Consider the following 20,683-nt stretch of genomic DNA (forward strand, 5'->3'; position numbering starts at 1 on the left):
AGTTCCTTACACAGCCAAATTTTTTCTGGTTTTTTCACGGTATAAAAAATAAATCCCCAAGCCACTCAACAATAAAAACAATCCAAACGCAATCATCGAAATTATCTTTCCTGTTGCGATCACGTTTGGTGCGAAAATCATTTTAATAGAATGTTTTCCAGCAGGAACATAAACGGCTCTCAACAAATAATTGGCTTTGATGTATGGAACTTCTACGTCATCAACAAACATCTTCCAACCTTTTGGATAGTAAATTTCTGAGAAGACCGCTAACTGCGGTGTTTTCGATTCAGAGGTAAATTCCAGTTCGTCTGCTTGATACTTTTTTAACTCTAAAAAAGCGGTAGCATCTTGTTGCAGCGGTTTTCCTTCAAAATATTTCCGATCTTCTTTCGCAATAACGGCAACCTTTTTATTATCAACAATACCAATCTGATCCAATTCTTCATTGGGAGTATCCACGAATTTCAGTTCGGACACAAACCAGGCATTTCCGTTGGTATCAGCATTAGTAACTCCCTGAGGCTGTTCAGAAGATCCAAAAATCATATACTTGGTGTTGAGCATATTGAGGATTCTTGGAACTTTTACGGTATCCATTTTGCCAAAATACTCATTGATCAAATCGTCATATCTGCGTAATTTTACAGCGTGATAACCACCAACAGAAGATTTAAAATAAGAAGTATTGGTTTCGCCGAACGCTCCTAAAACCTGGTTATAAATTCGATAATGACCTTTATCTTTTTCGGCAATGGTTTCCAATGTTTTGTTCATATTGGTATTATCCAATAGCGACTTTAAATTGGCGTTATCACCTACCTTTTGCATCAGTAAATCTGAATTTTCAGTTTGAAAAGGATTCTCAGTAAATGATTTATCAATGAAATTATCGTTGTTCAGATATCTTTTGTTCACACTCCACAAATCAAAGAAACTCACCAAACCAATAATGATGATGGCAATATTTTGAGTGACTTTATTCTTTAAGCTTAAAAATAAAACGGCTGCTGTAATACCCACAAATGCGATCGCCTTCATCGCATCGATGCTGAACATTTTATAACGTTCATCAACAAGAAAATCCAGTAAAAATGGAGGTAAATAGGTTTTTTCGGTAGGTGTATAAAATCCTAAAATTGATTTCCCGAAAACCAACAGTAAAACCGTAATTCCTAAAACTGCAGAACTAACATAGATCAAAGTTTTCTTCTTGTAATCTTCTGTCAATATGTTATCCGCAGAAGTTTCTATTTTTTCATTTGAATTAAAGAAACGATATAATCCAACAATGGCAATCAAAGGAAATAATAATTCTACAACGACCAAAATGGAACTCGGCGCTCTGAATTTATTATAGAAAGGAATGTAATCGATGAATAAATCGGACACGATCATAAAGTTACTTCCCCAAGCTAATAGTATAGTTAAAATTGACGCTCCTAAAATCCAAAACCTGTATTTCCTCCAACCGAAGAAAAACCCTAGAATCGCCAGGAAACAAACTACTGCACCTTGATAAGCTGGTCCAGAAGTGCCCGGTTGTTCGCCCCAATAAGTAAGCGATCCGAAACCTTTGGAAATTCTGTCCATCTCTTGCTGCGAACCAACATTTTCTTCAACCAACTGCTGCACTTTCGCCATCATTTCCTGCGAACCTTCTTCATTACTCGATCCACCCATTAAACGTGGAATAAACAAATTCACCGTTTCTAATTTCCCATAACTCCACATCAACATGCTTTCTTTGTCCATGCCCGATTGGTCGGCAGAATGTATTTCGTTATCCAAAATCTGCTTACCGCGAACTGTTTCGCCAATATATTCGGAGTTCGCCATGATCCGTTGAGAATTCATTCCAACTCCCAACACAAATGCTAAAGCCAAAACTCCAGTTGAAATACCGAAATGTTTCCAGTCTGTCTTTCCCTGGAACGCGCGAATCAGTTCTGATAAGAATAAAAAAGCCAGTGCAATAAACAGATAATACGTCATCTGCGGGTGGTTGGCGGCAATCTGCAAGCCCATAAAAAGTGCTGTAAGAATAAATCCTATCACATATTTTTTACGGATATAAACCAAGAGTATTCCGGCTAAAAGAGGCGCAAAATAAGCAACGGTATGTATTTTACCATTGTGCCCGGCTGCGAGCGCAATGTAAAAATAAGTAGAAAGTCCAAAAAAGGTGGCACCCAAAAGTGCATATTTCCAATTTCTAACTGCCACTAAACCTAAAAGAAAAAACCCAGAAAAAAGAAGAAAAATATAATTCGCAGGCTTCGGTAAGAAGTTCAGTAAATTATCAATGTTCTTAATTACATCGCCTCGAAACTGTGATCCCATTTGATAAGTCGGCATTCCACCAAACATCGAATCGCTCCAATAGGTTTCTTTGCCATGTTCTGCGCGATAGTCCAAAAGTTCTTTTGCACCGCCTTTATACTGCACAATATCGTGTTGAAAAAGTTGCTTTCCGGTCAACACAGGATTGGCATAAACGACCGCCAACAAAATGAAAACCACCAGGCTTCCGATAATGAAAATTAAGTTTTTGTTTTTTAACATCTTTAGGTTTATTATTGAGAAAAACCCTTTGACATGGTCAAAGGATTTACAATCTTTATTTTTCTTTGGGTTCTTTAACCTCTTCGTAATCGACGGTTTCAGCATCCCAATGGATTTTAGAATCCAAATTTTTATTGGTTTTCTGCTGAGTTACATTCTCCTCTTTTCTCGGCTGTGGGAATTTAAAAATCCTCTTAAAAAACATTCTTTTTAAAAAATTCCAAACAAAAAAAATGATTACTGTGGTTAGAATTAATTCTAATATATATTTCATTTCTTATTTTTGATAACAGATAATTTTAGTATTTAAAATCGTTCTTTCAATTTATTTCGAAGGGTTTACCACCACTGTTGAATTCGATACTGACTTCATTGTTTGAGATTGCTTACCATCTGAAAGCGTTTCGGTCTGCGTAGTTTTCACTGCGATATTTTGATTTTTCACCCAACCTGTTTTTTGATCTAAAGTGATGGTACCGTTTTGAGATAATTCAGAACTCATTGATCTCGTCACACCCTCTTTGGTTTGCTTATCCGATTTTTTTGGAATCCCACCTGAAACAGCGATTTTCGCGATTCCATCATCAACACTTTTCAAAGTATAAGTCGTCGTTAATTTAATTATCCCATCCGGAGTTGCGTTTTCACTCTGTGACCATTTATCACCGATCTTCGCTCCTTTTGCGGGAATTAAAAGTAAGTTTTTGGTGAACTGATCCTTCAACATTTTCTCGTTAAAACTTTGTTTAAAACTATTAACGAATCCTGCTTTTTCTTTAGCATCTTTAATTGCTGGTCCAACAGAAGCCGCGATTTTATTATAAATGGTATCGAAACCGGTAATCGAAAGCACTTTTCCACTTTCGTTCATTTTCAAATTTAATTTATTTCCAACCAAAGCCTTATTGACTTTCCACATCATTTTCAACTGCTCATCCTTTGGCTCATCTTGTTTTGTATCGATAGCAACCGTTTTTCCATTAGCGGATTGCGAATTTCTCTTTCCTGTTAAATTGATAGTGATATCGTAAATACCATCTTTTAAATCATTCACGGTGAATGACATTTCGTCGGTCATTTCGCTGGTTCCACTTTGAGATTTGCCATCAGGAGCAGTCATTGTTTGAACGTCTTTTTGATACGTCACCAACGGATATGTTTCCCCTTTTTCTAATTTGAAGGTCTGCTTATAAACACCTAAAGAATCTTTAATCGCGAAAACTTCAGCTTGCGGAGTTTCTACTTTTAAAGAATCGGAGTTGGTTACCGGCACTTCTACCGTAATTGTTTTACCGGTTTCCGGATCTACTTTCGTAACTGTTTTGGTTTCTTTTTTACAGGCAACTAAGGTTATAGCAAGGAACGCAATGGCTGTGAATTTTTTCATTTACTGATTTTTCTGAATTTTATTTAAAGTCGTTTACCAAATATTTTAATTTTTAGAAACGAAGCACAAATTTAAGTTAATTATTTCTGATGGATTCAAACATTATAACAATTTAACATGCTTTTAAAAATAGCCAATCAAGTTCCTATTAGTTGGTGTTCTCCTTAAAAACGTAGAATTAATTTTTACTTAAATTTGCACAACATTATTCACTTTAAGAATAGTATTAATAGAATTATATGCACAATCCATTATTGAAAACCTTTTCAACTCCATATCAATCTGCGCCTTTTAATGAAATTAAAGAGGAGCATTTTCTCCCCGCTTTTCAGGAATTAATTATACTTTCTGAAAAGGAAATCGACGACATCGTTCAAAACAAAGAAGAACCGACTTTCGAAAACGTGATTGAAGCTCTGGCTTTTTCAGGCGAAAAGTTAGAAATTGTTTCCGGTATTTTCTTCAATTTAAATTCGGCTGAAACCAATGAAGAGATTCAGAAAATCGCTCAGGAAGTTTCTCCACTTTTAACAGAATTCTCTGCGAAGATCTCTCAAAACTTAGCGCTTTTTGAAAAGATTAAAAAAGTCTTTGATGAAAAAGAAAAATACAATCTAAACGAAGAACAACAAATGCTTTTAAACGAAACTTATAAAGGTTTTGTAAGAAGCGGTGCCTTGTTAAATGATGCTGACAAAGAAAAATTCAAAAATATCAGTATTGAATTATCCAAAAAATCACTTCAGTTCGGACAAAATGTTTTAGCAGAAACGAATAATTATTTCAAACATATTACCGACGAAAAAGAATTGGCAGGAATTCCGGAAGCCATCTTGGAACAATATCGCGAAGAAGCCAAAGAAAGAAATCTGGATGGTTTCGTGGTGACGTTGCAATATCCAAGTTTTCTTCCTTTAATGACTTATGCTGAAAATCGGGAATTAAGAAAAGAACTCGCTTTGGCAAATGGTAAAAAGTCTTTTCAAAATAACGAATTCGACAATCAGAATTTAATAAAAGAGATCATTTCTCTAAAACAGGAAAAAGCAAAATTATTAGGCTACGAAAATTACGCAGATTACGTTCTGGAAGAAAGAATGGCAAAATCTCCCGCTCAAGTAAAATCATTTTTAAATGAACTTTTAGAGAAAGCAAAACCTTACGCCGAAAAGGAAATTGAAGAACTGAAAAAACTTGCAAAAGAAGATGGAATCGGAGACATGGAAAGCTATGATCATACGTTCTACGCTGAAAGATTACGAAAACAAAAATTCGATATTGATGATGAGGAATTGAAACCTTATTTCCAATTAGAGAAAGTTCAGGAAGCAGTTTTCGGCTTGGGTAAAACTCTTTTTGGGTTAGAATTTAAAGAAACAACTGAAGTTCAGAAATACCACGAAGAAGTAAAAACCTACGAGATCTTCGAAGACGGAAAATTCAAAGCCCTACTCTATGGTGATTATTTCCCGCGAAAAGGAAAAAGAGCCGGCGCCTGGATGACGAGTTTTAAAAGTCAGTCGATTAATAATGGAGAAAATAACCGTCCGCATATTTCAGTAGTTTGTAATTTTTCAAAACCAACATCAGACACGCCAAGTTTATTGACTTTCCAAGAAGTGACAACGCTTTTCCATGAATTTGGTCATGCTTTACACGGCGTATTGGCAAATACGACTTATCCGAATCTTTCAGGAACGTCTGTGAAATGGGATTTTGTGGAACTTCCATCGCAGTTTTTAGAAAACTACTGTTATGAACAAGAATTCCTAAAAACCTTTGCAAAACATTATCAAACCGGCGAAGTTTTACCTGATGAGAAAATTCAGAAAATATCAGATTCTAAGAATTTTATGGAAGGTTACCAAACTTTAAGACAAATCGGATTTGGACTTTTAGATATGGCTTATCATTCCGATTCAGAAAAAGTAGGAGATGTAAAAACTTTTGAAGTGGAAGAAACCAAAGCAACCAACCTTTACCCAAGCAATCCTGAAACAATGATGAGTACAAGTTTCTCCCATATTTTTCAAGGTGGCTATTCTGCTGGATATTATTCTTATAAATGGGCAGAAGTTTTAGATGCCGACGCATTTCAATACTTTAAAGAAAACGGAATATTCAACTCTGAGATCGCTGCGAAATATAAAATTTTACTTTCATCAGGCGGAACAAAAAATCCGATGGAATTGTATAAAAGCTTTAGAGGAAGCGAACCGAAAGTAGAGAGTTTATTAAAAAGAGCCTTTGGATAATATGGACGAAAAAGAGAATATCATTCCCGCGATTCGATTAATGCGGGATTCAGAAGGAGAAAGTTTTTTTGAAAAAGGAAGAATGCGTACTCACGTAAAGATAAAATCAGACGACTTTTGGTTTGCCAATGAGATCGACTCCTGGCAAGTCGGCACTCACCTTGCACCACGAAAACAATTCGTGATTACATTGAGTGGCAAGTTGAAATTCACGACCAGCGATGAGAAAACTTTTGTAATCGAGCCCGGAATTGTTTTGTTAGCCGAAGATATCGAGGGTGAAGGTCACATCTGGGAAATGATTGAAGGACATGAAATTTGGCATCGTATCTATATTCCAATTGTAGGTGAAGCAGCATCTTCGTTTATTAAGGATTAATTTAATTTGAAAAAATAAAAAAGGGTTTACTAACACAGTAAACCCTTTTCGATGCTGATATTTTTAATTTAATTTTTCTGATTCTTTACAGCAGTATTTCTCGCTTTCGCTAAAACAGGAATTGAGATCGCACCCATCACCAACATGATCACCAATTGCATCGTGTGGGAGATAAAAGCGTATGATAAACCTACTTCACCACCTTCTTCCGGGTTTTTACCCATAGAAAGGAATAAGGCCATGATACCAAACTTTAAAGCAAGGTGAAAAGCTCCGATTCCACCAGATGCCGGAACCATCATTCCTAAGGTACCAACCACGATGATAAAGAAACCATCAGCGAACGTAAATTGAGAGGTTTCTGGCAGTGCAAAACACACTAAATAAGCTGCTAAATAATAACAAATCCATATTGCTAAAGAATAAGCGATGAATTTCACTTTCTGCTTCATTTTAAAAATGGAGGTCAAACCGTCAGCGATTCCTTTTGCAAAATTAAGCACCTTTTGATAAATAGCAAACTGCTCCAGTTTTTTTCTAAACATGAAAAACAAAATTGCTATTAAGAAAAGAATACCAGCAACAATATAGAACTTCGAGTTGGATGTTGCAGTTTCTGTTTTGCCTTTTTCCTCAGTGATATAAGAGTAGAAGGCGACGAATGCTTTGTATTTGAATATTAAGGTTAAACCTAAAAAGCCAACCATACACATCAAATCAATCACTCTCTCCAAGATAATGGTACCAAAAGATTTTTCAACCGGAACTTTTTCAACGCCAAATAAAGCTGTTGCACGAGCCAGTTCACCACTTCGGGGAATGCTTAAATTCATTAAGTATCCGAAAGAAATGGTCCAGAAAGAATTGGAGTTGGAGATTTGATAACCCATCGGTTCCAATAAAAGATTCCAACGGATTGCCCGAAACCAGTACGCCAGAATTCCGAAGATAGAAGCGATGAAAACCCAAAGATAATTTGCCTTGGCAAAATAACCAGCGATTTTTTTGAACTCCATTCCCTTTAGCGCCAACCACATAAAAAGCGCAGCAATAGCAAGAGAAACTGCAACGGTTAGAAAGGTTTTAAGAGGATTTGATTTTTTGGTCTGTTCCAAGAGTAAAGAATATTTCAGGAATTAAGTAAGAAGATTGGTGTGCTCGTCTGGGAAGATAATTTTCGGCTGAAAAGTTTTGGCTTCCTCTGGCGTCATTTGCGCATAAGACATAATAATGATAATGTCATTTTTCTGAACGCGTCTTGCGGCAGGTCCATTTAAACAAATTGCTCCCGACTTTCTTTTACCTTTGATTGCGTAGGTATCGAACCGCTCTCCATTATTTACATTGACGATATACACCCTTTCACCCACGATAATTCCTGAGGCTTCAAGCAATTCTTCATCAATGGTAATGCTTCCTATATAGTTAAGATCTGATTCGGTAACGCGTACGCGATGGATCTTAGATTTAAAAATTTCAATTAACATGGCGCAAATTTAATTATTTTAATTAAAGGAGTAAAATTAATTTTACATTACCAGCTCAATATCCTTTCATCATTAAGAATTAGATAATGAAAATAGCGTAAAAAGCTTTTTAAATTAATAATATTCAACTACCTATTTAAATTTAGTACAAAATTTCATAATTCGCAATTACAATTGTTAAATACTATTTTATATTAAATAACGATTCATATTGAGTTTGGCACGAAAATAAAACTCGCAAACCTTGATTAATCATAACAATACCGATTATAATTTTCACTATATTTGAATATTATTATTGAACATTGATTAAATATTTGCAAAAAATTTGCACAATATGAAAAATGTTTTATATTTGCTTTTATAATTGAACTAACCTTAATTAATAAATATTATGAACAAGTCTGAATTAATCGACGCTATCGCAAAAGACGCGAACATTACAAAAGTTGCGGCAAAAGCTGCTCTTGAATCTTTCATTTCTAACGTAACTACTACATTATCACAAAAAGATGGTAAAGTTTCTTTAGTTGGTTTCGGAACTTTCTCTGTAGCTGAAAGAGCTGCAAGACAGGGGATCAACCCAGCTACTAAAAAGCCAATCAAAATTGCTGCTAAAACTGTAGCAAAGTTCAAAGCAGGTTCTGATTTAGCAGACTCTGTAATGGGTGGTATGAAAAAATAATCTTCAGATTATATTACAATTTAAAGTCCCGATTAATCGGGACTTTTTTTATGGTGCTAAGCGTGAGATCTCCCAGTTAAAATCTTCTTGTAATTGATAAATGATTCTGTCGTGAAGGCGATTTGGACGACCTTGCCAAAATTCGATCTCATACGGTTTAGCCAAATATCCGCCCCAATTTTCTGGACGTGGAACTTCTGTATTTTCAAATTCGGCTTCCAGATTCTTTAACTTCTCTTCCAGAAATTCACGATTCGGAATCACCTGACTTTGTGGAGAAACTACGGCACCAAGTTGACTTCCTTTCGGACGGGAATGAAAATAACCATCACTTAAATTCTCTGCCAACTTTTCTAGATCCGCTTTAATAATGATCTGACGCTCTAAATTAGGCCAGAAAAAATGCAAACAAGCCTTATGATTATTTTCTATGGCTTTTCCTTTTCTACTGTCATAATTGGTGTAGAAAATAAAACCTTCCCAAGTATAAGATTTCAACAAAACCATACGGGTTCGTGGGCAGCCATCATTTTCCAGCGTAGAAATAGCCAAGGCATTGGCTTCAGAGATCTGAGGACTTTGTTCAGCTTCTAAAAACCAATCCCGGAATTGCTCCATGGGATTTTCTTTTATCTGGCTTTCCAAAAGTTCAGCGCGGTCGTATATTTTTCTTTTGTCGTGCAGGTTTTCCATTAAATTTTTATTACATTTGGTTCAAGATTCTTTATTAAAACTGATCTATCAGATGAATTATTCTTACAAAGGTAAAATTTTAATTTCCACTCCCGATATTTCTGGGGACATATTCTCACGCTCTGTTGTTTTAATCGTTGATCATAATGAGAACGGTGCTTTTGGATTAATATTGAACAAGAAAAATGAAAATATGAGTTCACGTTTGCTCGAAATTTTCGGATTTCAAGTGACTGTTTATGAAGGTGGACCCGTCGAAAATGACAAAACCTTTTTCATTTGTAAAGGCAAGCAGGTCACTGAAGATTTCTTAGCGATCAATGAGGAATATTACCTTACCGAAGATATTGAAAACATTGTTTCATCCATTTTAGATCATCAAATTTCGGTGAACGATGTCAAAGTGTTTTCCGGTTATTCCGGTTGGTCTGGTCAACAGCTGGAAGGTGAGATCCGAAGAAAAATGTGGACGCCGGTTGATGTTTACAATCTCGATTACACCTCTCCGAATGACCAAGGTTTATGGAAAAATATTATGCAAAATCTGGGTGGCGAATTTCTTTTGTGGGCCAATGCACCGGAAGATGTTTCAATGAATTAGAATTGTTTGCTGGGTGTTCGATGTATGTTGACGGATGTTAAAATTGGTATAGTTACCAAATCTTACTCAGTAAACCAATTAGGTTTCGTTCCTCCAAAAACATCCTTTTTTAAGGTCGCTTCGATTTTGATTTTTAAAAAGAATACACTTATTTTTCTGCTACGAATGCACGAAATTATTCTAAAATTTTTGCGAATAATTTAGCAAAAATGTTCTCACTATCGAAAAATCAGAATTATTTCACTTTGAAAAATAATCCCGACTTTTTAAAAAATTAACAAAACTTTAGCATTATTTAAGAATACTTTACAAAATTTAATAGGATTGATTGCGTTATCTTTGAAAACTAATTAGAACGATCATGAACAGATTTTTTAAATTATTCAGTCTCCTTTTCCTGGGCATTCTTTTATCTTTCACGACTTTTAACGACAAAAAAATAATCGTCATCGACGCTGGTCATGGCGGAACAGATTTAGGAGTTTCTAAAAATGGAATTTCAGAGAAAGATATTGTTTTAGATATTGCGAAAAGGATCAAAGCATCAAACAAAAACGAAAACATTGAGATCGTTCTTACCAGAGAATTTGATGCTGCTACTACTTTATCAGGACGAACAGATTTAATCAATAAGCTAAAACCTTCTATGGTTATTTCACTTCATATCAATAACAGTAAAAATACTGAAACTGCTGGAAACATCATCTTTACGAAACCCGAAACTTTTGACTTTGCTAAAAATTTAGCTTCAAAATTTGGCGATTGTAAAATTGAAGAGGCGAATTTGCATTTGCTCAGAAACTCCAAATCACCGGCAATGCTTTTGGAATTAGGGTATATGTCAAATGAAACTGACAGAACCTATTTAAATAGTGAAGCTGGAAAAGATGAAATTTCAAGAAAAGTAATAGCTTTTATCAACGAACATTAGGAAAATTTATTTTCTCATAAAACCCGGTTAATGACTTTCTCTAAAGGTTGTTAACTGGGTTTGTCAATTTTAGTCGAAACTTTTTTTCCACAGGTCGATCATTTCTGCAAAACGTTCTTTTCCAAAACTTTTATTTCGGATCTTAGTCACTGAGAAGATTCCTTTTAGATCGGAGATCATTAAAATCTCTTCCGCCTTTTGAGATTCGAAAGCGATCATTTCTGACTCCTGAATTTGAGCTAAATTATTTTTATGAACAAAGGTGACGAAGTTCTCTAACAACGGCGAAATATAAGCTCCTTCCGTCGTCTTTGGGATCTTGATCACTTTCCCTTCCAGGAATAATAGATTACCATAAATACTTCGCGCAATTCTTTTATTAGGATTTAGGAAAATAACATCATCAAGATCATTTTCTTTCGCGTAAATCTCTGCGTAAATATTCTCCGGACAGTGAACATGAATATTGCTGAGAAGATTGGTATTCACATTGATCTCTTTCATCAGATCAAGTTCGTAATCACGCTGAATATTCAAAAGATCATCCACTTCATCAACTTCGAAATAATAGGAAATTCCACTTTTAGACAACACATTTTCATCCATATTTCGATAGACGAAGAACTGAATAATTCCATTAGTTATTCCCTCATTTAAAACCTGATCAGCAAATAAATTCTGAAAAAATTCGAGCGTATAAGTAAGCGGAATCGCCATTCTCATTTTACGCATAGAAGCCATTAAATAAAAATAGCATTCCTCAGCCATAATCAGCTGCGAACCGCGAATAAAAAAAGAAACCTGCACTGCATCGCCGTATAAAAAAGAGCGATTTTGCAGTTGAAATTGCTCCGAAGCAAAAGATAATTTCACCATCTTCAAGATTTTAGCAACAAAAAATGAACGACAAATCGTTCATTTTATATTTAGATTAAAAAAATTAGGATGCGCCTAATTTCAATTTTAAATTTTCGATTAAATTTTCCCAGTACAGGCGATTTTCTTCCTCATCGCCAGCATCACAAAAGTCAGTAATATTCAACGCCAAATCATCCGTAATATCATCGATAACGATGGTCATTTCAAAATAATTTTTGGTTCCTTCATCTTCTTCCCAACGAAAACGCACAAAACTTTCCGGCTTGTAACGAATCAACGTGGCTTTCTCGTCAGGACCATTACCCCAACTAAAATAGAAGTCATCCCCCTTTTCCACTACATCATCTGCAAACCACTCCGAAAGTCCCTCTGCGCTCGCCATATATTCGTATAAAATCTCTGACTGACAGTGCATTGGAAATTCATATTGCACTTTCGCTTTCGCCATATTATTACCTTTTTTTAATGTGTCGCAATATATAAATTAATTTCTAATATACGCAATATATTTCATGAAATCGCTTGAACAGCTCAGGAGCATCACAACCTGATTTTTTTACGAAACCCGTCCCGCTGTCCACTATATCCGCGATTAAGAAAAACTGCTTTTAAAATCATGACATATATCATCGCGGGATGCCGTTGCCATCGGGGCTAAATTAAAATTCAGTTTTTATTTTCAAAGGACTCTACAAGAACATTTGATAAGAAAATAGATGGCGCAGTTTTCAGATCGACGAATAAATTTGAAATTAAAAGTGTTTAGGTTCAATCAAATTATAACATTAACCATTTTCGAAAGATGTGTATATTTACGTTTCAACAAAGACAAAAAAAATTTTTAAAATTCTTATGAAAAAAAATATCAAAGCTTTCCTTAAAGATATTATTCCGATTATCGTTGGGATTTTGGTAGCATTGTGGATCAACAATTGGAATGAAATCCGAAAAGATAAAATTTATCTCCAACAAATAAGTTCAGCAAGCAATAAAGAATTAATGGAAACTAAGGACGATATCAAAGAAAATTTAGTTTTACAGAAATCATTCATTGACACTATAGATGCTTATTTGTTAGATGATCAAATATCTTTACTTGATATTACCGTTAAGACCAAGGGAATCTATGCACCAACCATAAAAATAAATTCCTGGAAATCAATCTCAAATTCGAAGATCGAATTAATGGATTATGAAAAAGTATCTGCTTTGGCAAGTATCGAAGAGCAGAAGGAGATTTTAAAAAATAAAACGATAAGACTGGAAGATTTTCTTTATTCAAATCCAAATGAAACTGGAAAAGATAAAAAAGAATTTATGAAAATATTAATGTTGGATATTATCGGCACCGAAAAAAACTTACAGAAAAACATTTCAGAAATTTTAAATAACTCAAAATGAAAAAAGCAATTTTACCTCTGTTGACGTTAATGATATTAGGATCGTGCAGCGATTCAAAAGCTGATACTAAAGAGTCTTCAAAAGAAGAAATAGAAAATTCTGTTAGCGATAAGGTAGCTCCTGTTAAAAATTATTTAAACACACCAGAGCTGATCAAACTAAACGGAACTGATTTTGATTTGTCCTGGAGCTCACATCCGAGCGAGAATTATTATAAACAAGAATATGTTCCAAGCGATAACGTGGTGGAAAAATACAAAGAAATGATTGCCGTAGAGTTGGTTGTAGGTGACTTGACAGCAAAAGATGCAGTAAATCAAAAGATTCAGGAAATTGAAGCAAGAAAAGCTACAGACCGCGTTTCTAATTATGCCTTAAAAGAAGATACAGAAACCAAAGAATTAATTCTAGACTTTATGATGAGTGAAGGCGCTGGAGAAAGTACCATTTTAGAATGGAATGTTTATCGTTACAAAAACTATGAAGATGCTGGCGGCAATAAAGGAATCTCTCTTTTCTCTTTAAGTAAGCGCGGTTACGGAATAGACGTTGCGCAATTTGGACCAGACATTCGAGACAACAGACCGAGATATATGGTGGAATTTCTCGCTCTTCCGAGACCTTCAATTAACTTAAAAAAACAATAAACACCAATCGTTTTTTTAATATTACTACAAAAACAAACCTCTTTTAAAACAATTTAAAAGAGGTTTGTTTTTTTCCTGAAGCAGGTATTTAATTCCCGTTCAAAACATCAATTATAATTTCACAACCTTCCCGAATCTCCTCCAAAGAAATTGTTAGTGGTGGTGAGATACGTAAATATTCATTTCGGTACAATTGCCAAAAAACGATCAGTCCTTTTTCCATACATCTCTTTGCAACTTCCAAGGTAAAATCGGGTGAACCGAGATTTACGGCCAGCATCAAACCTTTTCCGTTGACATTTTTAATTTTTGGATGAACCAATAATTCACGGAATAAGTTTTCTTTCTCCTCAATTGCAGTCATCAAACCACTTTCAAGTACTTCATGCAAGGTCGCGTGACTTGCGGCAGCAATCAAGGGATTTCCACCGAAAGTCGTGATATGTCCCAACTTCGGAGAATGTGAAAGCGAGTGCATGATCTTTTTGGAACTCATGAAAGCTCCAACCGGAACGCCGCCGCCCATTCCTTTTCCCATGACCAAAATATCTGGCACCATACCGAAATGTTCAAAAGCGAATAGTTTTCCTGTGCGTCCGAATCCTGGCTGAATTTCATCCAGAATTAATAAAGCTCCAACTTCTTCGCAGCGTTTCTTTAAATTATAAAAATAATCAGCATCAGGAACTAAAAAACCTGCTGCACCCTGAATGGTTTCTGCTAAAACGCAGGCGGTTTTTTCGGTGATCTTCGAAAAATCCTGTTGATTATTAAACTCGATAAAACTCACCATCGGCAAGAGCGGACGAAACTCACGCTTGTGATATTCATTCCCAGAAACCGATAAAGCTCCGTGGGTATTTCCGTGGTAAGAATTGGTCATTGAAATGATATCTTCACGACCGGTATATCGTTTAGCTAATTTTAAAGCGCCGTCAATTGCTTCTGCACCGGAATTGACGAGATAGGTAACTTCTAAAGGTTCAGGTGTTGAATCTGCTAGAAGTCTGCATAATTTCACGGGCATTTCCTGCGCGTATTCACCGTAAACCATGACGTGCAGATATTTTTCCGCCTGGGTTTTGATGGCTTCTACAATTTTCGGATGCGAGTGTCCTAAAGTATTGGCAGAAACTCCAGCTACAAAATCAAGATATTTCTGACCGTTTTTTCCATAAACGTAAGAACCGGCTGCCTTTTCTACTTCAAAACCTGCAGCGAACTGCGTCGTTTGGGCTTGGTATTTAAAAAAATCTGTTTGCATAAAATCAAAATTAAATTAAAATTTCCCAGCTGCGCCCCAGCCTGAGTGGAGCTCTTTTTTCTGAAACGTAGTGGAAGAAAAAAAGCGGGAACGGAGGATGGATGAAGGCGTCCAAATAACAAAATTATTTACGAACCCTTTTCGGTTTCTTGGCTTCTTCTTTGGCTTTCTCGTCATCAATGGCTTTCTGAGCAGCATTATATAACGCGTCATCGGCTTCGTATTTGGTCTCCTCGTATTCTGGTGATTCTACAAAAATATCCCGCCAGGTTCGAAGTCGGTCTTTGGTATTCCAATTAAAATCCGGAAAAAACCGCTGTTCACGCGAAATCAAACTCATCGGATAAATATCGTTCTGGGCTCCAATATTACAGGAAATGATCTGCACTCTTCGATCTTCAAATTCTGCTTCGATCGTGCCGCACGTTGAAAGTGCAACCCCGATTCTTTCGACTTCTTTGGTTTTTTCGTTCTGATCATCGGCGTAGGTAATGGCTTGTCCGTTTCCGATCACTTTCGCCAGCGAGATCTCATTGTTGGTATAATAAACCGTCATCAGCTTCCCTTTGACCTGGTTGAATTCGTCTTTTAAATTTAGAGAGTCTGCTTTGCTGATGGCGAAGGCATTTCCGATCACTCTTAAGGAATCTATGAATTCATTTTCGGTATCAAAATAAGCTTCTATTTTATCGCCGGTAATTTGTTTTTCACCACTCCAGGCGATTGGTTTTCCATCGAGATGCATGATTCCGTCGGTTTCATTAAAGCTTAAGGAATCTGCACGAACCTGAATATTGGTCTTAAACATTCGGGCTTTTTTGTAAGCACGCAGGAAACTTTTTTTCTTCAATGGGTTTAGAGTGTCCACTTTTTGATAAGCCAGAATTCGATCTGCAGAAAAGTACATCGAATCTTTTTCTAATATTTTTACGGCATACGGTTTTTCAGTCATCATCGCGGAATCTTTTTTCTCATAGATCTCGCCGTAACCGCCTTTCATGTAACGTTTTTCTAAAGGATCGCGTAAAGTGACATTTCCTTTTCCGGTTCCAAATCCAGTGATCTGATTGAAGTATAAATCGTCGCCAGTTAATATTTTTCCATTATAATGAATGCGGGAGTTCTTCTTTAAATAAACTTCCTTGGAGTTCATATTATAGGTTCCCTTTTCTGTATAAATTAAATTGGACGGATTTTTTTTATTGGTAATGGTTGTAGCTCCATTAAAAGTTGCGGTGTTGGTATTTTGATTTTGAACAATATTGACACCATCAACGGTATAATCGGCATTGTCAATTTTTACATTTCCTGTGAAATCTATTAATCTGCTATTCAAATCATACGTAGCAGATTTCGTATACATGACGTTTCCATCTTTTTTGATGGTTCCCCCAGTGTTGAAATAGGCTTTATTGGAAAGTCGGTCGTAGTACAGGATTTCTGTCTCGATCGTCTGACCTGGATCAACCAACAATACTTTCTTTCGCGCGATTCCTTTTTGTGTATTTCCGTCATACTCCATTTCACCGGACGTAATGACAGAACCGTCAGCATTCTGAAGTTTTACATTTCCAATGGCTTTAACGAAATTCTGATCCTGATAAAAAATCACTTCATCTGCAGTCAGTACAGAGCCTTGATGGGTGAATTGAACATTCCCCGAAAAATAAGGATTGCCATTGTATTTGTCTAAAGCTTTCTGAAAAAAATCGGAATGAACCAATTTAACTTTCTCGGCTGGCGCACTCTTTTGTGGATTATTAAAAAAGGGGTCTTTTACCAGATCCTGATTCGGTTGGGTATTGATCTGCGCAAAAACATGGGCATTTATGAAGAGAAAAAAAACAAGAAGTTTTTTCATTAATCCTTTTTGGTTCCGTAAAAATAAAGTGAATGCGAATCAATATTTACGCCAAATGCTGCTTCGATAGCCTCTTTGATTCCTTGAATTCTCGGATCACAAAACTCGATAATTTCCTGAATTTCTTTATCAGAATCTTTTTTATAAATCACCAAGTGATCGTGTTGCTTGTCAAAATAGGATTTTTCGTAGGACGAAGAAGTCAATGTTTTCTCACCAAACTGGTGTTTTCTGATCAATCCTGCATCCAAAAAGATTTCGATGGTGTTGTAAATAGTCGCTTTGGAAACGTGGTATTTCTTCTGCATCATCAAAAGATACAAATCATCAACATTGAAATGATGTTCCATGTTGTAGATTTCTTCCAAAATCGTATAGCGTTCTGGTGTATTTCTAAAACCTTTCGTCTGAAGATATTGTCTTAGAACCTCCTTAATTGTTGAAATATTGAGTTCCTTTTGTTTAGCGTCCATTAAAAATAATTATATGCAAATTTATCGATTTTTTTATTAATGCTCCGGAGCAAAAATTAAGATGACAATCTGCAAATTTAGGAATCGTACCGCTTAAAATCGGCTTGCTGAATTTTATTAGTATTAATTTTCTGATCCAGTAATGGTGCTGATTCTACTACAACATTATGAGCAGAAACTCCCCAGGCTTTGAAATCATCACTACCAATATATTTCACGAAATTGTAAATATTAAGTGTTATTTTTTCTTTAACGGTCAGCAAAGTATCATTAATGTAAGTATTATCAATAATTACATATTTTAAATCAGGTGGTACGTTATAATGTCGAAGTGACGGGTGACTGCTACGAGATGGAATACTTCCCTCTTCCATCATATCTTCTAAAACCTGATCAAAATAATCATTGATTCTACGGTCAATCTTAAATCCTAACAAGAAATTGACACGATAAATGGTACCAGGCATAATCTCATCGATGGTATATTTAAAAGTGTAAGGATTTTCCTGATTAGAAATATTCAAAATGAAATAATGATCCGCTCTTTTCGGCTGCTTGCGTAAGATGGAATAAATAATTTTAGATTCTACCTCATCTTTCCTTTTGGCGCGGCTTAAAAAAGCAAGATTGGTGGCGTATTTTGGAATCGTTTCATCTAATTTCAATTCTTTAATAACGGGAACATATTTGTCTAATTTAACAAATTTGATAAACTTCGATTTGATCAATCTTCCGTTATACCACGCGTACATACAAACTGCTATAAACCCTCCGAGAACCATGGTTAACCAACCTCCGTCGAAAAATTTAATAACATTGGCATAAAAGAATCCAAGTTCGATGAACAAATAAACGACTACAAAACCAACCGCAAAAACTTTGGCAGTTTTCGTTCTGCTTAGCCAAAAGAACAGTAAAGTGGTTGTCATTAACATCGTAATAGTAATGGTTAAACCGTAAGCAGCTTCCATCGCCTCTGACTTCTGGAAATAAATAACCACAACAAAACATAAGAACATTAGACCCCAATTAATTCTGGGAATGTACATTTGTCCTTTAACTCCTGACGGATAATCAATTTGTTGATTGGGCCAAAAGGTGACAGACATCGCTTCTGAAAACATGGTAAACGAACCGGTGATCACCGATTGACTGGCGATAATTGCTGCCGCAGTGGCTAAAATAACTCCTGGTAAGATTGCCCATTCTGGCATAATCCCAAAAATTGGATTGATTCCCTGGGAAACTGAATCAGGATTATCGAGTAACCAGGCACCCTGACCCAAATAATTTAAAATCAACATCACTTTAACAAAAATCCAACTTACCCGAATATTTTGTTTTCCACAATGTCCTAGATCTGAATAAAGCGCTTCTGCCCCGGTAGTACACAGAAATACTGCTCCCATAATCACAATTGCACTGGGCGAATCGACTATCAATTGATAGGCATAATAGGGATTAAATGCTTTTAAAATTTCGAAATGATCAACGATGTGAATAGATCCGAATATTCCTAAAACCAAGAACCAAAGGACCATCACGGGCCCGAACAGTTTACCAATAGAGGCCGTACCAAACTGCTGAACGATAAATACAATCGCCAGGATGACTATTGTAATTCCGACAACGGGCGTATTGGGAGAAAATATTTTTAAACCTTCCACCGCAGACATTACCGTTAGTGATGGAGTAATGATACTGTCGGCCACCAGGGTTGAGGCCCCAATAATCGCGACGACATACAGCCATTTTTTTTTCAGTTTCTTAGCCAGAGAGTACAGCGATAAGATTCCACCTTCTCCATTGTTGTCAGCGCGTAAGGCGATGATGACATATTTGATAGTGGTTTGCATGGTCAAAGTCCAGATGATACAGGATAAGGCTCCTTCGATATATTCATCAAAAGGCAAATTCCCAACGCCATGCCGGGCATTCACAATCGCTTTCATCACATAAAGTGGCGACGTTCCAATATCCCCGAAAACAATTCCGAGCGAAACCAAAACTCCCATAGCGGTGAGTTTCTTAGTATCAAAGTGAGATGAAACGGTTTGTGCCATAGTTTGAAAAAAATTTCGTCAAAGGTAATCGATTATTGCTCTTTCTTTTCAAACTATTTATAAATGAAAAAACTCTCTTTCGAGAGTTTTTATCTATTATGCTTTGATGTATAAAGCATTTTTTATTTCTTCTTTTACTTTTTCCAGTTTCGGGAACCAATCAGCAAATAGTGGCGCTGAGTAAGGTGCCGGAGCATCTGGTGTGGTAATTCTCTTAATTGGTGCATCCAGATAATCGAATGCTTTTTGCTGAACCATGTAAGTGATTTCAGTTGCGATGGAACCTAATGGCCATGCTTCTTCTAAAATAACCAGTCTGTTGGTCTTCTTAACAGATTCTAAAATCATATCATAATCCAAAGGACGAACTGTTCTTAAATCGATTACTTCTACAGAAATTCCTTCTTTCTCTAAATCTTCAGCAGCTTGCATCGCCATCTTCATGATTTTACCAAAAGAAACTAAAGTTACATCGGTACCTGCTCTTTTAATATCAGCTTTCCCGATTGGGATATAGTATTCTTCTTCTGGAATTTCCATCTTGTCGCCATACATTTGTTCTGACTCCATGAAAATTACAGGATCATTATCCTGAATTGCAGTTTTTAATAAACCTTTTGCATCATAAGGATTTGAAGGCACTACTACTTTTAAACCTGGAATGTTGGCGAACCAAGATTCTAATGCTTGAGAGTGTGTTGCTCCTAATTGTCCTGCTGAACCTGTTGGACCACGGAAAACGATTGGGCAATTCCACTGTCCTCCACTCATTTGACGGATTTTCGCAGCATTATTAATAATCTGGTCAATTCCTACCAACGAGAAATTGAAAGTCATATATTCGACAATAGGTCGGTTTCCGTTCATTGCTGCTCCGATGGCGATCCCGGTAAATCCTAACTCAGCAATTGGAGTATCAATCACTCTTTTCGCTCCGAATTCATCGAGCATTCCTTTAGAAGCTTTGTAGGCACCGTTATATTCTGCAACTTCTTCACCCATTAAGAAAATGGACTCATCTTTTCGCATCTCTTCACTCATTGCCTGTGCAATCACTTCTCTAAAAGTATATTCCTTCATGATTTATTAAAAAATTAAAGTACAAAAGTAAG

Annotated in this window: 20 protein-coding genes; 7 read left to right on the plus strand and 13 right to left on the minus strand. The window is 36.0% G+C overall.

From position 1 onward, the window contains the following. Nucleotides 1–6: 6 nt before the first annotated feature. The 3 genes from ACEYOS_RS02155 to ACEYOS_RS02165 are packed head-to-tail and all read right to left on the minus strand — an operon-like array spanning nt 7 to nt 3,952. Nucleotides 7–2,565, minus strand: coding sequence for a YfhO family protein (locus ACEYOS_RS02155; protein ID WP_373708436.1), 2,559 nt, complete (start codon nt 2,563–2,565; stop codon nt 7–9). 55 nt (nt 2,566–2,620) lie between these two features. After that, entirely contained in the window at nt 2,621–2,839 is a 219-nt protein-coding gene (locus ACEYOS_RS02160; protein ID WP_373708437.1) for a hypothetical protein, read from the minus strand. A 51-nt stretch (nt 2,840–2,890) separates the two neighbouring features. Continuing rightward, nucleotides 2,891–3,952 carry a DUF6263 family protein gene (locus tag ACEYOS_RS02165; protein WP_373708438.1) on the minus strand — a complete coding sequence of 354 codons (1,062 nt, stop codon included), beginning with the start codon at nt 3,950–3,952 and terminating at the stop codon, nt 2,891–2,893. A 239-nt stretch (nt 3,953–4,191) separates the two neighbouring features. On the opposite strand from ACEYOS_RS02165, the gene ACEYOS_RS02170 reads away from it, so the two are divergent. Further along, a complete protein-coding gene (locus ACEYOS_RS02170; RefSeq protein WP_373708439.1) occupies nt 4,192–6,207 on the plus strand; it encodes a M3 family metallopeptidase in 2,016 nt (671 codons plus the stop codon). Then, on the plus strand, nt 6,200–6,586 hold the full coding sequence (locus tag ACEYOS_RS02175; RefSeq protein ID WP_373797490.1) for a hypothetical protein: 387 nt from the start codon (nt 6,200–6,202) through the stop codon (nt 6,584–6,586). The genes ACEYOS_RS02170 and ACEYOS_RS02175 overlap by 8 nt, the downstream gene beginning before the upstream one ends. Before the next feature lie 68 nt (nt 6,587–6,654). Here ACEYOS_RS02175 and ACEYOS_RS02180 read toward each other — a convergent pair whose 3' ends face one another. Together ACEYOS_RS02180 and panD are read right to left on the minus strand one after the other, a co-directional pair. Further along, nucleotides 6,655–7,701 carry a lysylphosphatidylglycerol synthase transmembrane domain-containing protein gene (locus tag ACEYOS_RS02180; RefSeq protein WP_373708441.1) on the minus strand — a complete coding sequence of 349 codons (1,047 nt, stop codon included), beginning with the start codon at nt 7,699–7,701 and terminating at the stop codon, nt 6,655–6,657. A 21-nt stretch (nt 7,702–7,722) separates the two neighbouring features. Continuing rightward, entirely contained in the window at nt 7,723–8,073 is a 351-nt protein-coding gene (gene panD, locus ACEYOS_RS02185; protein WP_373739164.1) for an aspartate 1-decarboxylase, read from the minus strand. Nucleotides 8,074–8,467: 394 nt separating this feature from the next. On the opposite strand from panD, the gene ACEYOS_RS02190 reads away from it, so the two are divergent. After that, nucleotides 8,468–8,758 (plus strand): HU family DNA-binding protein, encoded by a 291-nt coding sequence (locus tag ACEYOS_RS02190; RefSeq protein WP_373708443.1) that lies wholly within the window; start codon nt 8,468–8,470, stop codon nt 8,756–8,758. Nucleotides 8,759–8,806: 48 nt separating this feature from the next. Here ACEYOS_RS02190 and pdxH read toward each other — a convergent pair whose 3' ends face one another. After that, on the minus strand, nt 8,807–9,451 hold the full coding sequence (gene pdxH / locus ACEYOS_RS02195; protein WP_373708444.1) for a pyridoxamine 5'-phosphate oxidase: 645 nt from the start codon (nt 9,449–9,451) through the stop codon (nt 8,807–8,809). Between the two features lie 52 nt (nt 9,452–9,503). Between pdxH and ACEYOS_RS02200 the strand changes: the two genes are divergently transcribed. Continuing rightward, nucleotides 9,504–10,052 (plus strand): YqgE/AlgH family protein, encoded by a 549-nt coding sequence (locus tag ACEYOS_RS02200; protein ID WP_373708445.1) that lies wholly within the window; start codon nt 9,504–9,506, stop codon nt 10,050–10,052. Between the two features lie 361 nt (nt 10,053–10,413). Further along, nucleotides 10,414–10,983, plus strand: a complete 570-nt coding sequence (locus ACEYOS_RS02205) for an N-acetylmuramoyl-L-alanine amidase (RefSeq protein WP_373708446.1) — start codon at nt 10,414–10,416, stop codon at nt 10,981–10,983. A 69-nt stretch (nt 10,984–11,052) separates the two neighbouring features. Here ACEYOS_RS02205 and ACEYOS_RS02210 read toward each other — a convergent pair whose 3' ends face one another. Together ACEYOS_RS02210 and ACEYOS_RS02215 are read right to left on the minus strand one after the other, a co-directional pair. Continuing rightward, on the minus strand, nt 11,053–11,859 hold the full coding sequence (locus tag ACEYOS_RS02210; RefSeq protein ID WP_373708447.1) for an aminotransferase class IV: 807 nt from the start codon (nt 11,857–11,859) through the stop codon (nt 11,053–11,055). Between the two features lie 64 nt (nt 11,860–11,923). Further along, the gene (locus ACEYOS_RS02215; protein ID WP_373708448.1) at nt 11,924–12,310 is read right to left on the minus strand and encodes an START-like domain-containing protein; all 387 of its coding nucleotides are present in this window, start codon (nt 12,308–12,310) and stop codon (nt 11,924–11,926) included. A gap of 404 nt (nt 12,311–12,714) precedes the next feature. On the opposite strand from ACEYOS_RS02215, the gene ACEYOS_RS02220 reads away from it, so the two are divergent. Continuing rightward, nucleotides 12,715–13,263, plus strand: a complete 549-nt coding sequence (locus ACEYOS_RS02220) for a hypothetical protein (protein ID WP_373707687.1) — start codon at nt 12,715–12,717, stop codon at nt 13,261–13,263. Further along, complete coding sequence (locus ACEYOS_RS02225; protein ID WP_373707688.1) at nt 13,260–13,910, plus strand: hypothetical protein; 651 nt, start codon at nt 13,260–13,262, stop codon at nt 13,908–13,910. The genes ACEYOS_RS02220 and ACEYOS_RS02225 overlap by 4 nt, the downstream gene beginning before the upstream one ends. Nucleotides 13,911–13,998: 88 nt before the next feature. Here ACEYOS_RS02225 and ACEYOS_RS02230 read toward each other — a convergent pair whose 3' ends face one another. From ACEYOS_RS02230 to ACEYOS_RS02250, 5 genes are all read right to left on the minus strand, one after another. Next, the gene (locus tag ACEYOS_RS02230; RefSeq protein WP_373707689.1) at nt 13,999–15,174 is read right to left on the minus strand and encodes an aspartate aminotransferase family protein; all 1,176 of its coding nucleotides are present in this window, start codon (nt 15,172–15,174) and stop codon (nt 13,999–14,001) included. Between the two features lie 124 nt (nt 15,175–15,298). Then, nucleotides 15,299–17,035: an OstA-like protein gene (locus ACEYOS_RS02235; RefSeq protein ID WP_373707690.1), complete on the minus strand. Its 1,737-nt coding sequence runs from the start codon at nt 17,033–17,035 to the stop codon at nt 15,299–15,301. Then, nucleotides 17,035–17,508 carry a Fur family transcriptional regulator gene (locus tag ACEYOS_RS02240; protein ID WP_373707691.1) on the minus strand — a complete coding sequence of 158 codons (474 nt, stop codon included), beginning with the start codon at nt 17,506–17,508 and terminating at the stop codon, nt 17,035–17,037. The genes ACEYOS_RS02235 and ACEYOS_RS02240 overlap by 1 nt, the downstream gene beginning before the upstream one ends. 77 nt (nt 17,509–17,585) lie before the next feature. Beyond that, the gene (locus ACEYOS_RS02245; RefSeq protein WP_373707692.1) at nt 17,586–19,571 is read right to left on the minus strand and encodes a KUP/HAK/KT family potassium transporter; all 1,986 of its coding nucleotides are present in this window, start codon (nt 19,569–19,571) and stop codon (nt 17,586–17,588) included. A 96-nt stretch (nt 19,572–19,667) separates the two neighbouring features. Continuing rightward, entirely contained in the window at nt 19,668–20,651 is a 984-nt protein-coding gene (locus ACEYOS_RS02250; protein WP_373707693.1) for a pyruvate dehydrogenase complex E1 component subunit beta, read from the minus strand. Nucleotides 20,652–20,683 lie beyond the last annotated feature (32 nt).

Origin of the sequence: Kaistella sp. (assembly GCF_041824135.1) — a bacterium.
Taxonomy (GTDB): Bacteria; Bacteroidota; Bacteroidia; order Flavobacteriales; family Weeksellaceae; genus Kaistella.

Coding starts and splice junctions, on each gene's coding strand:
- ACEYOS_RS02250 (WP_373707693.1), bottom strand. CDS start 20,651: ATGAAGGAATATACTTTTAGAGAAGTGATTGCACAGGCAATGAGTGAA.
- ACEYOS_RS02225 (WP_373707688.1), top strand. CDS start 13,260: ATGAAAAAAGCAATTTTACCTCTGTTGACGTTAATGATATTAGGATCG.
- panD (WP_373739164.1), bottom strand. CDS start 8,073: ATGTTAATTGAAATTTTTAAATCTAAGATCCATCGCGTACGCGTTACC.
- pdxH (WP_373708444.1), bottom strand. CDS start 9,451: ATGGAAAACCTGCACGACAAAAGAAAAATATACGACCGCGCTGAACTT.
- ACEYOS_RS02190 (WP_373708443.1), top strand. CDS start 8,468: ATGAACAAGTCTGAATTAATCGACGCTATCGCAAAAGACGCGAACATT.
- ACEYOS_RS02240 (WP_373707691.1), bottom strand. CDS start 17,508: ATGGACGCTAAACAAAAGGAACTCAATATTTCAACAATTAAGGAGGTT.
- ACEYOS_RS02155 (WP_373708436.1), bottom strand. CDS start 2,565: ATGTTAAAAAACAAAAACTTAATTTTCATTATCGGAAGCCTGGTGGTT.
- ACEYOS_RS02220 (WP_373707687.1), top strand. CDS start 12,715: ATGAAAAAAAATATCAAAGCTTTCCTTAAAGATATTATTCCGATTATC.
- ACEYOS_RS02230 (WP_373707689.1), bottom strand. CDS start 15,174: ATGCAAACAGATTTTTTTAAATACCAAGCCCAAACGACGCAGTTCGCT.
- ACEYOS_RS02245 (WP_373707692.1), bottom strand. CDS start 19,571: ATGGCACAAACCGTTTCATCTCACTTTGATACTAAGAAACTCACCGCT.
- ACEYOS_RS02205 (WP_373708446.1), top strand. CDS start 10,414: ATGAACAGATTTTTTAAATTATTCAGTCTCCTTTTCCTGGGCATTCTT.
- ACEYOS_RS02235 (WP_373707690.1), bottom strand. CDS start 17,035: ATGAAAAAACTTCTTGTTTTTTTTCTCTTCATAAATGCCCATGTTTTT.
- ACEYOS_RS02165 (WP_373708438.1), bottom strand. CDS start 3,952: ATGAAAAAATTCACAGCCATTGCGTTCCTTGCTATAACCTTAGTTGCC.
- ACEYOS_RS02160 (WP_373708437.1), bottom strand. CDS start 2,839: ATGAAATATATATTAGAATTAATTCTAACCACAGTAATCATTTTTTTT.
- ACEYOS_RS02215 (WP_373708448.1), bottom strand. CDS start 12,310: ATGGCGAAAGCGAAAGTGCAATATGAATTTCCAATGCACTGTCAGTCA.
- ACEYOS_RS02200 (WP_373708445.1), top strand. CDS start 9,504: ATGAATTATTCTTACAAAGGTAAAATTTTAATTTCCACTCCCGATATT.
- ACEYOS_RS02210 (WP_373708447.1), bottom strand. CDS start 11,859: ATGGTGAAATTATCTTTTGCTTCGGAGCAATTTCAACTGCAAAATCGC.
- ACEYOS_RS02170 (WP_373708439.1), top strand. CDS start 4,192: ATGCACAATCCATTATTGAAAACCTTTTCAACTCCATATCAATCTGCG.